A 9,131-nucleotide genomic window follows, 5' to 3' on the forward strand; every position below is an offset into this window, starting at 1 on the left:
GGCCGCCCGCGCCCCCCCCCGCCGACGCGACCCGTCTCGACGACCGGCCCGCCGGCGGGCCCGGTGAGTCCTGATGGCCCCCGCCGCCCACCGGCCCGACCCGGACGCCCGCTTCGGCGGACCGTCCGCCACGATCGGCCGGCAGATCGCCGCGTACCGCGTGGAGAGCGAACTCGGGCGCGGCGGCATGGCCGTCGTCTACCGCGCCCGCGACCTGCGCCTGGACCGCACGGTCGCGCTCAAGCTGCTCGCCCCGGAGCTCGCCCGCAACGACACCTTCCGGCGGCGCTTCGCGCACGAGTCACGCGTGGCCGCGGCCATCGACCACCCGCACATCGTCCCGGTGTTCGAGGCCGGAGAGGTCGAGGGCGTCCTCTACATCGCCATGCGCTACGTCCCGGGCCAGGACCTGCGCGCCCTGCTCGACCGCGAGGGCCCCCTGCCGTTCGACACCGCCTGCCGCATCGCCGGCCAGGTCGCCTCCGCGCTGGACGCCGCCCACGCGCACGACCTGGTCCACCGGGACGTGAAGCCCGGCAACATCCTCGTCGCGGAGGGCACCGACCCCGACCACCCCGAGCACGTGTACCTCACGGACTTCGGCCTGACGAAGAAGTCCCTGTCGCTGACCGGCTTCACGAGCGTCGGCCAGTTCGTCGGCACCCTCGACTACGTCGCACCCGAGCAGATCGCCGGAAAGCCGGTCGACGGCCGCTGTGACGTCTACAGCCTGGCCTGCGTGGTCTTCGAGATGCTGACGGGCGCCCCGCCGTTCCAGCGCGACGACGACATGGCCCTGCTGTGGGCGCACCAGTACGACCCGCCGCCGCGTCTCTCCGAACGCCGCTCCGGCCTGCCGCCGGGCGCCGAGGACGTCTTCGCCACGGCACTGGCCAAGGCCCCGGACGACCGCTACGACAGCTGCATGCGCTTCGTCGCCACGCTGCGGCACGCCGCGACGGCGGAGACCCGCACCCGGGACCGGCGGGACCACGAGCCGACCCGCGTCGACCGCCAAGCGCCCCCGTCCCGCCCGGAGCCCCCGCCACCACCGCCGGCCTGGGCGGCACCGGTCTTCCCCCCGGCCGGCCCGCACTGACGCCTGGGGCCGCGCCCGTCCCGTCCGCGCGGCGGTCGTCGCCGGCTACTGCGCCTGCTCGGGCGGCGTGATCGTCACGGCCGTACGAGGACCTTCAGCGCCTCGCGGGCCGCCATCGCGCGGTAGCCGTCGGGTACGCCCTCCAGGCCGACCGTACGGTCGAAGACGCGGCCGGGCTCGATCCTTCCCTCCAGGACGTCGGGCAGGAGTTCCTCGATGTACGCGCGGGCCGGGGCCACGCCGCCGGTCAGGGTGACGTTGCGGCTGAACATCCCGTAGCCGACCGGGCCCTCCTCGTACTGCGGCACGCCCACCCTGCTCACCGTGCCGCCGTCGCGCACCACGCCCAGGGCCGTCTCCAGGGCCGTCTCCGTGCCGACGCACTCCAGCACCGTGTGGGTGCCCTCGCCGCCCGTCAGTTCCCGTACGCGGGCGACGCCCTCCTCGCCGCGCTCGGGGACCACGTCGGTGGCGCCGAAGTCGCGGCCCAGGGACGTGCGGTCCGCGTGCCGGCCCATGAGCACGATCCGTTCGGCGCCGAGCCGGGCGGAGGCCAGGACCGCGGAGAGGCCGACAGCCCCGTCGCCGACGACCGTCACCGTCGTGCGGGGGCCGACGCCGGCCTTCACCGCGCAGTGGTGGCCGGTGCAGAACACGTCCGACAGGGTGAGCAGGGACGGCAGGAGCGGTGAGTCCTCGCCGACCGGCAGCTTCACCAGCGTGCCCTGTGCCCACGGCACCCGCACGGCCTCGCCCTGTCCCCCGTCCACGCCGTTCTGGCCCCAGTAACCGCCGTTCGGGCAGGAGGTGTGCAGCCCGTCGGCGCAGTAGGCGCACGTGTTGTCCGCGTAGGCGAACGGCGCGACCACGAGGTCGCCGCGCCTCAGACCGGAGACCTCCGCACCGGTGTCCTCCACGACGCCGAGGAACTCGTGACCGATGCGATCGCCCTGCTCCGTGGCCGGTCTCGACCCGTAGGGCCACAGATCGCTGCCGCAGATGCACGCGCGCACCACACGCACCACGGCGTCCGTCGCCTCCCGCACCCGCGGATCGGGCACGTCCTCCACCCTGATGTCACCCGCACCGTAGATCAATGTCGCGCGCATGGGACCCTTCCGCTCATCTCGTACCGCCGGCCCCCGCCTGCCCCCGTCGCCGCACCGGCCGGGCGGCCAGCTCCCCGGCGAAACCCGCGAGGAACCCCCACAGCACCCCCAGGCCCACCAGGAGCCACAGATGCGCCCGCAGCGTCACCCGCCCCCCGAAGCCGCCCAGGTCGCCGATGCCGAGCAGGGACAGCCCGTACCGGGCCGAGACGTGCGTGAGCAGTCCGATCACCAGGAGCGTCACCGCCAGTGCCACGGCGAGCCGCAGCGCGTGCCGCCACGGCGGGGTGCCGGCGGGCGAGCGCACGGCCGTGAGGAATCCGGCGGCCAGCAGCGCCAGGCCGGCGACCAGCGCCAGCAGCCAGGCCCGCCCGTCCTGCTCCGAGAGCGCGGCCAGGTCCACCGTCGCGGGCCCGTGGCCGTTCCCGCGCAGGACCGCGGCCAGCGCCTCCGGCACGGGCAGCCCGATCTCGCGCGGCACCTGCCCGTCCCACGCACCGCCCAGCCCCACCCCGAAGGCCATCCAGGCCAGATTGGGCAGACCGAGCAGCAGCAGGGCGGCTGTCTGTGCCGGATGCCCCCGGACCCCGGCGACGACCAGACCGATCACCAGTCCGAGCAGCACATACCCCAGCAGCACCACCAGCATCGCGAACGCGGCGGGCCGCACCGCGTCCTGGAAGCGCAGCAGCCGCGACGGCAGCGGCGTCCGGCGCGAGACCGCCAGCGCCACCACGAGCAGGACGAGCAGCCACAGCAGGCCGAAGCCCAGCGTGGGACCCACGTCGGCCCGGAAGCCGACGGTCGGGGTCACGCCCAGTGCCTCGCCGATGTCGTCGACGATCTCCTCGCCCACCTCGATGCGGAACGTGTGCCGCGCGCCGAGCGCGACGGCGAGCAGCCCGAGCAGCCACAGCACGGCCGTACGGGCGACGCGCCCGAGCAGCTCCGGACCGCCGGCCACCGCCCGGTGACGCATCGGCAACAGGAAGAGCAGGGCGGCCACCAGGGCCCCGGCCAGCGTCACCGACAGCGGGACGACCGCCAGCGCCGCACCCGTACGGCCCAGGAATCCCGCCCCGCCGGAGAGTTCCACCGAACCTCCGACGGCCGTGACGACGGTGGCCGCGACGACGGCCGGGAAGGCCCCGTCCGGCAGATCGGCCGCACCCGCGGCCCACAGCCCCAGCGTTGCGACGGCGAACATCGCGGCCAGCGCGGCGGCCACGGTCGCCAGGGCGTCGCCCCAGGCCCGCACCTCCCGCGGCACGGCACCCGGCGCGGCCCGGCCGCGGGGGCCCGGCGGATGCCCGGTCGGCTGGCTCACACTGTCTCCGAACTCGGCTGCGCTGGACGGGCGGGGATGCCGCCGTGCCGCCAACCTAAGCCCGGGGAGGCCGGACCACCCGTCCGCGAGCGCGCCCGGGGGAATGGCGGCCCGGGCGAACCACCGGTCGCGGGTCCCCGCTTGCGGGCCGCGCCGGTTTGCGACACACAATGAGCGCGGGGGCGGTGAAAAGGGATCAGTCCTGCGGTCGCGGGTCAACGGACCAGCGGTCGGCGATCGGCGGCCGGCAGGGAACGCCTCCAGCGTAGGAGAAGGGCCGTGTCGTCCGAGCCGCCGTCAGGAAACCGCCCCGCGGAGCCCCCGTCCGGGCCACCCTCCGGGCCGCTGTCCGGCCGGGGCCCCGGCCCGTCGGAGCCATCCGAACCCACCCGGCCCGACTGGCCCGGCCCCTCGGCCGGCCGCCCCGAGGGCCCCGGGGGCACGCCCGGCCCCTCCGGGCCGCAGGAGCCCCCGGAGGGCCCGCCCGCGCCGCCCACCGGTGGCCCGCCCGGCGGCGGGCCCGGCCGCCACCGGCCCTCCTGGTGGCGACCGCGGACCGCCGTCATCACCGGCCTGGTCGTGGTGGCCGCCGTGGTCGCCGTCGTCCTCCTGCGCCAGGGCGGCGGCCCCGGCGAGGTCACCCTCCAGCCCGCCGCGGCCGCCGGGGACGACCCCTTCACCCGCTCGACGGTCAAGGAGTCCGGCTACGGCGCGGCCACGAAACCCAGCGTCCCCGCCGACGGCAAACGCACCGTCCAGGGCAACACGCCCGGCCTGTACGGGGGCACCCGCAACGTCGCCAGCTGCGACGTCGACCGCCAGATCTCCTACCTCGGCCAGGACCAGGGCAAGGCCCGCGCCTTCGCCGGCGCGGCCGGCGTGGACCCCGGGAACCTGACGGCCTATCTGCACGGCCTGACGTCCCTCCAGCTGCGCGCCGACACCCGCGTCACCAACCACGGCTACAAGGACGGCTCCGTCACCAGCTACCAGGCCGTCCTCCAGGCCGGCACGGCCGTCCTGGTGGACGACCGCGGCGTGCCCCGCGTGCGCTGCGCCTGCGGCAACCCGCTCGGCCCCCCGGTCGCCGCCAACGGCACGCCGAAGGCCAAGGGACAGAGCTGGGACGCCTACAAGCCGTCCGACGTGATCGTGGTCGACCCCGCCGACTCCGTCATGGAGAGCTTCATCGTCTACGACCCCGCCACCGGCGAGTGGTTCGAGCGGCCCGTCGGCGGCGACGGCGACAGCGACCGCTCGGTGTCCGCGCCCGGCGGCGGGATGACCCCCGCCCCGACCAAGGGCGCCACGCCGACCGGACCCGCCCCCACCCACGGCCCCTCCCAGGCGCCGCCGCCCCCGCCCAAACCCTCCGCGCCGCAGCGCACGACGCCCCAGACCACGACCGTCCCGCCCACCTCGCCCGGGCCGGCCTACGGCCCGCCGGACCGGGCCGCGTCCGCGCCGGACGCGCGTTGAGCACGCCGATGAGCACTCCGCCCTCCCGGCAGATCGCCGCCGGCCCCGGCCGGCCGCACGGCGCCGCCGCCCCCGCGTCCGGGAGCCGCCGGCCGGACCGGGGCCCGGACCTGGGCGCGGACCGGCCCGGCGGCGGCCGGGCGGCCGCCTGGGTCCCCGTGCTGCTGGCCGCCGCGGCCGTCGTCTACAACGACTGGGTGCTGGAGTTCCTGCTGCCCACGGGGCTCGACGCCCGGCACTCCTACGTCAGCGAGCTCTACGCCGCCGACCAGCCCTTCCACGTGCTCTTCGGCTGGATCGAGGTGGCCGCCGCCGCCCTGGTCGTGACGGCCGCGCTGCTCGCCCGCCCCCTGACGGCGGGACGCTGGGCCAGGGCCGGCCGGTGGTCCCTGATCGCCTTCGGCATCTCCTCGGTGGCCGACGTCGTCGTGCCGATGCACTGCGCACCCTCGGTGGAACACCCGTGCGAGGCCGTCAATCCATGGCACACCACCACCAGCGCCCTGGTGCACGCGGCCCTGTTCGGCTCGATGTTCTTCCTCGTGGTCGCCGCGCGCACCGACCGGCCCCGGCTTGCGCCGATCGCCCGCTGGGGGCCCCGGACCCTCGCCGCGGCCCTGGCCGCCGCCCTCGCCACGGTCGGTCCGCTCTTCGGCCGGCCGGGCTGGCACGGCGTACCGCAGCGCACCCATCTGGTGCTCGTGGGCGTGTGGTTCCTGCTGCTCGCCGGGTCCCTGCGCGCGGAGGCGCGGCCGCGGGAGCGGTGAGCTCAGCCCGCGCTGCCGACCTGCGCGCGGGCCCCGCGGACCTCGTCGCCCAGCCGGTCGAGCGTCTCCGGCGGGCACGCCTGCCGCAACCGGGGAAAGAGCATGTGCTCCTCGTGCGAGATGTGCTGCGACACCTCGCGCTCGAGCGAGCGGACCCGGGCGTCGAAACCGGGCCGGGTCACGGTGCAGGACTCCAGACCCGAGAGCATGTCCACCAGCCGCGACTGGTCGCGGATCTCCCGGGCGGCCGTCGCGTCACCCTCGGCGAGGTGCTCGCGCAGGGCCGGGTAGAGGTACCGGCGCTCGACCGCCGAATGCCGGACGAGCTCGTCGGCGACCCCGGCCAGCAGCGTCTCGCGGGCGGGGTCCTCGATGCGGGTGCGATGCATCTGGGCGAACAGTTCCTCGATCGCCCGGTGGTCGATCTCGAGTTCCTTGATGACGTCGCTCTCGCGTGTCATGGCAGTCATCCCTTGAGAGGCGTGCGCGGCGCACGAACGGCACCGCGCCGGGAACGCACGCAATCCAGCCTGCCACGCCGCGCCGCATCCCGCCCGGCCGATGCCACCCGCAACCGCATCGTCATGGGCCGTAACGGCCCGTCACGGACCGGGACGGGAGGACGCCGGGCCGAGCAGCCCGTACCCATGGAGCAGGCCGGAAAAGGTGCCCAGGTAGACCTTGCCGCCGGCCACCGTCGGCGGCGCGAACTTGGCGAACAGGCCGACGTCGTCCCGGCCGGCGTTCATCCTGCTGTTCCACACCTCCCGGGTCAGGTCGCGCGCCTCGTAGACCCGCAGCACGCCCTGCACCACCGCCTGGTTCGCGTCGTCCTTGTACGGGTGGGAGGCCCACAGCAGACCGCTCGCGGGGTCGGCGCCGTCGGCGGAGAGGGACAGGAACCCGCCCGGCATGCCCGGCGACCCGCCCGGCACGCCCACGGGATCCGTCGTCGTGCTCAGCGACACGGGGTCCGTCACCAGCCGTCCGCCCGTGAACCGGTAGGCGCGCAGGGCGGCGTTCTCGGGCCAGATGTAGACCCACGGTCCGCCGGGGAAGTCCCAGTGCACCGGCCCGCCGTGGATGTGGTGCCGCTCGCCGTCCGGCGGTACGACGTAGAAGCTCTGCACGATCTGGCTGTCGGAGCCCTCCTGGAAGCGGCCCATGTCCCGGGTGTCCAGCAGATAGAACTTGCCGGCCTTCCCGCCGCCCACGAGCAGTCCGGTGCCGGGCGGCAGCAGGGGACCGGCCGACCCCAGGTCCGCGTCGGCGGCGTCCAGGGCCGCGTTGTCGAACGGGGAGAACCAGTCGGCCACCGTCAGCCCGGGGGTGAGCTTGACGATGCTGTCGCCCAGGTTCGATCCGTCCGTGCGGAAACCTCCGTTGCCCGTCATGCAGTACAGGAAGCCGTGCTCGTCGACGGCGAGCCCCTGCCCGGCCTGCCACACGCCGCCCAGGCCCGTGTCCGGCGTGGTGACGTACACACCGGCCGGCCGCAGGGTGCCGGCGTCGAAGCCGAACACCCAGCCGTGGTAGGGGCCTTGGTCGCCGTAGGACGCGAACGCCGCGTACACCCGGTCGTTGGCCAGGGTCAGCGCGGCGCGCTGGAGCTGCCGGTTGCCGGCGAAGGTGATCCGGCCGCCGACGCTGCCGTCGCCGCCGCCCGGCACGGTCGCCGCGATGCGCACCGGACCGCCGAGGGCCTCCCGGCCGGTGCCCAGGTCGAGGGCGTGCAGCGTGTGGTGGTAGCCGTCCGGGTCCTTGGTGAACGCCACGGCGTACAGCAGACCGCGCGCGAGGTCGACGACCGGCGTGCTGACCACGCCGACCTCGACCGCGATGTCCCGGTAGTGCCGCGGACCGATGTTCGGATCGGGCAGTGGGACGGACGGGCCCAGCGAGACGTGCCACAGCGGATCCCCGGCGTCCGGATCGTGCGCGTCGAACGCGTAGACGCTGTTGTGCATCGTCGCCACGCACACCAGGTCACGGATGCCCGCGCCCGGCACGGCGACGCGGGGCAGGTACAGCGGCTGGGCGTAGAGGTGCCCGTCGACGGCGCGGGAGAAGAGCCTGCCGAATGTGCCGGGACCGACCGTGTCCGGGCGCAGCAGCACCTCGCAGAGCTGGGCGCCCGTGCGCCGGTTGTCGTTGTGCTGGGTGGTGACGGCTGCTCCGGGCGGGCCCGTCCCGGACGGCGGTGCGGTCATAGGACCTCCTGAGGGCAGGGTCGGGAGCCCGGGACCGCCCCGCAATCACCGGAACGGGTGAGGGCGGCGCGCGATGCGGCGTGCGACGCGCTCGGCGTGGTGGTCGAGCGTCGCGGCGGGGTCGTCGGTGAAACGGTGCAGCGCGGTGGCCGCGGTGATGATGACGTCGCACAGCTCGGCCGCCACGTCGTCGCGGGTGTGGGTGACGCCCTTGCGCGGGTTCTGGCCGGTCATGCCGATGTAGGCGGCCATCACCTCGCCGGCCTCCTCGGCGAGCTTCATCAGCCGCATGGCGGTCTCGTGGTCACCGGTGCCGTTGTGCGCGTCGAGCCAGGCGACGGAGGCGCGCACGGCGGACCAGAGGCCCGGCTCGGCCTGCTCGGTGTGCTCGGCGGGGGAGTGGGCGGTCATGGCGGCGTCCTTCGTCCGGGAGCGGCGGGAGGGGCGACGGTACCGGTGTCGCATTCGCCCGGGCTGATGCACGCTGGAGGAGTAGTACGGCAGGAGGTGGACGTCATGCAGACCATCGTGGGCTGGCACGTCGAGGTCGAGTTCCAGGAAGTCGACAAGAGGACGCGCGCCGCCGTCATGCTGAGGCTCCCGGACGGCACCGAGATGCGCGCCAAGGGCCACGCCACCCGGCACCCCGACGACCCCGAGCAGCTGCGGGTCGGTGAGGAGGTGGCCGCGGCCCGGGCCCTGAACGAACTGGCCCGGGAGCTCATGAGGAAGGCCGGTACGGAGATCGAGGAGGTCACCCACCTCCAGGCCCATCCCCGGATGTGAGCGGGGGCGCCCCGGCCCCCCAGGGGCGACTTTCGTCGGCCGGCGGCACGACCTTCGGTGAACGCCTCCGGCGCCCGCGCATGCCTATGGTGCGGGGGTGGATGCGACATCGTGGGCCCGTGACCTGTGGCGACGACCGGCCGGCCCCGGCGGGTGGTCCCGCGCCCGCGCGGCCGGGGAGTGCGCGCTGGCCGGCACGCTCGGCCTGCTCGCGGCGGCTCCGGAGGCCCTCGCCCGCCACGGCTGGCTCCGCACCACCGCCGTCGGCGTGGTCGTCGCCGTCCTGTCGCTGCTGCGCCGCGCCCTGCCCGCGACCGTCCTCGTCCTCGCCGGAGCCCTGAGCGCGGTCACGTC

9 protein-coding genes and 1 pseudogene are annotated in these 9,131 nt (G+C 75.3%); 5 read left to right on the plus strand and 5 right to left on the minus strand.

The annotated features are described in order from the left end of the window. Positions 1–73: 73 nt before the first annotated feature. The gene (locus AB0K09_RS24085) at positions 74–1,099 is read left to right on the plus strand and encodes a serine/threonine-protein kinase (protein ID WP_366067453.1); all 1,026 of its coding nucleotides are present in this window, start codon (positions 74–76) and stop codon (positions 1,097–1,099) included. A gap of 74 nt (positions 1,100–1,173) precedes the next feature. Here the strand turns inward: AB0K09_RS24085 and AB0K09_RS24090 are convergent, their stop codons facing one another. Together AB0K09_RS24090 and AB0K09_RS24095 are read right to left on the minus strand one after the other, a co-directional pair. Beyond that, positions 1,174–2,208 carry an alcohol dehydrogenase catalytic domain-containing protein gene (locus AB0K09_RS24090; RefSeq protein ID WP_366067454.1) on the minus strand — a complete coding sequence of 345 codons (1,035 nt, stop codon included), beginning with the start codon at positions 2,206–2,208 and terminating at the stop codon, positions 1,174–1,176. Between the two features lie 13 nt (positions 2,209–2,221). Continuing rightward, entirely contained in the window at positions 2,222–3,535 is a 1,314-nt protein-coding gene (locus AB0K09_RS24095; protein ID WP_366067455.1) for a streptophobe family protein, read from the minus strand. Between the two features lie 279 nt (positions 3,536–3,814). Here AB0K09_RS24095 and AB0K09_RS24100 point away from each other — a divergent pair, with 279 nt between their 5' ends. Both AB0K09_RS24100 and AB0K09_RS24105 read left to right on the plus strand, forming a co-directional pair. Then, complete coding sequence (locus tag AB0K09_RS24100; protein WP_366067456.1) at positions 3,815–5,014, plus strand: DUF6777 domain-containing protein; 1,200 nt, start codon at positions 3,815–3,817, stop codon at positions 5,012–5,014. An 8-nt stretch (positions 5,015–5,022) separates the two neighbouring features. Then, on the plus strand, positions 5,023–5,781 hold the full coding sequence (locus AB0K09_RS24105; protein WP_366067457.1) for a DUF998 domain-containing protein: 759 nt from the start codon (positions 5,023–5,025) through the stop codon (positions 5,779–5,781). Positions 5,782–5,783: 2 nt separating this feature from the next. Here AB0K09_RS24105 and AB0K09_RS24110 read toward each other — a convergent pair whose 3' ends face one another. The 3 genes from AB0K09_RS24110 to AB0K09_RS24120 form a co-directional block, all read right to left on the minus strand. After that, positions 5,784–6,242, minus strand: a complete 459-nt coding sequence (locus AB0K09_RS24110) for a hemerythrin domain-containing protein (RefSeq protein ID WP_366067458.1) — start codon at positions 6,240–6,242, stop codon at positions 5,784–5,786. A gap of 141 nt (positions 6,243–6,383) precedes the next feature. After that, positions 6,384–7,991 carry a hypothetical protein gene (locus AB0K09_RS24115; RefSeq protein WP_366067459.1) on the minus strand — a complete coding sequence of 536 codons (1,608 nt, stop codon included), beginning with the start codon at positions 7,989–7,991 and terminating at the stop codon, positions 6,384–6,386. A gap of 45 nt (positions 7,992–8,036) precedes the next feature. Next, positions 8,037–8,402: a MazG-like family protein gene (locus tag AB0K09_RS24120; RefSeq protein WP_366067460.1), complete on the minus strand. Its 366-nt coding sequence runs from the start codon at positions 8,400–8,402 to the stop codon at positions 8,037–8,039. 105 nt (positions 8,403–8,507) lie between these two features. Here AB0K09_RS24120 and AB0K09_RS24125 point away from each other — a divergent pair, with 105 nt between their 5' ends. Both AB0K09_RS24125 and AB0K09_RS24130 read left to right on the plus strand, forming a co-directional pair. Further along, complete coding sequence (locus AB0K09_RS24125; protein WP_366067461.1) at positions 8,508–8,777, plus strand: DUF1876 domain-containing protein; 270 nt, start codon at positions 8,508–8,510, stop codon at positions 8,775–8,777. A 97-nt stretch (positions 8,778–8,874) separates the two neighbouring features. Beyond that, positions 8,875–9,131 (plus strand): annotated as a pseudogene (locus tag AB0K09_RS24130) (sensor histidine kinase); the annotation flags it as partial.

The organism is Streptomyces sp. NPDC049577 (assembly GCF_040675635.1).
Taxonomy (GTDB): Bacteria; Actinomycetota; Actinomycetes; order Streptomycetales; family Streptomycetaceae; genus Streptomyces.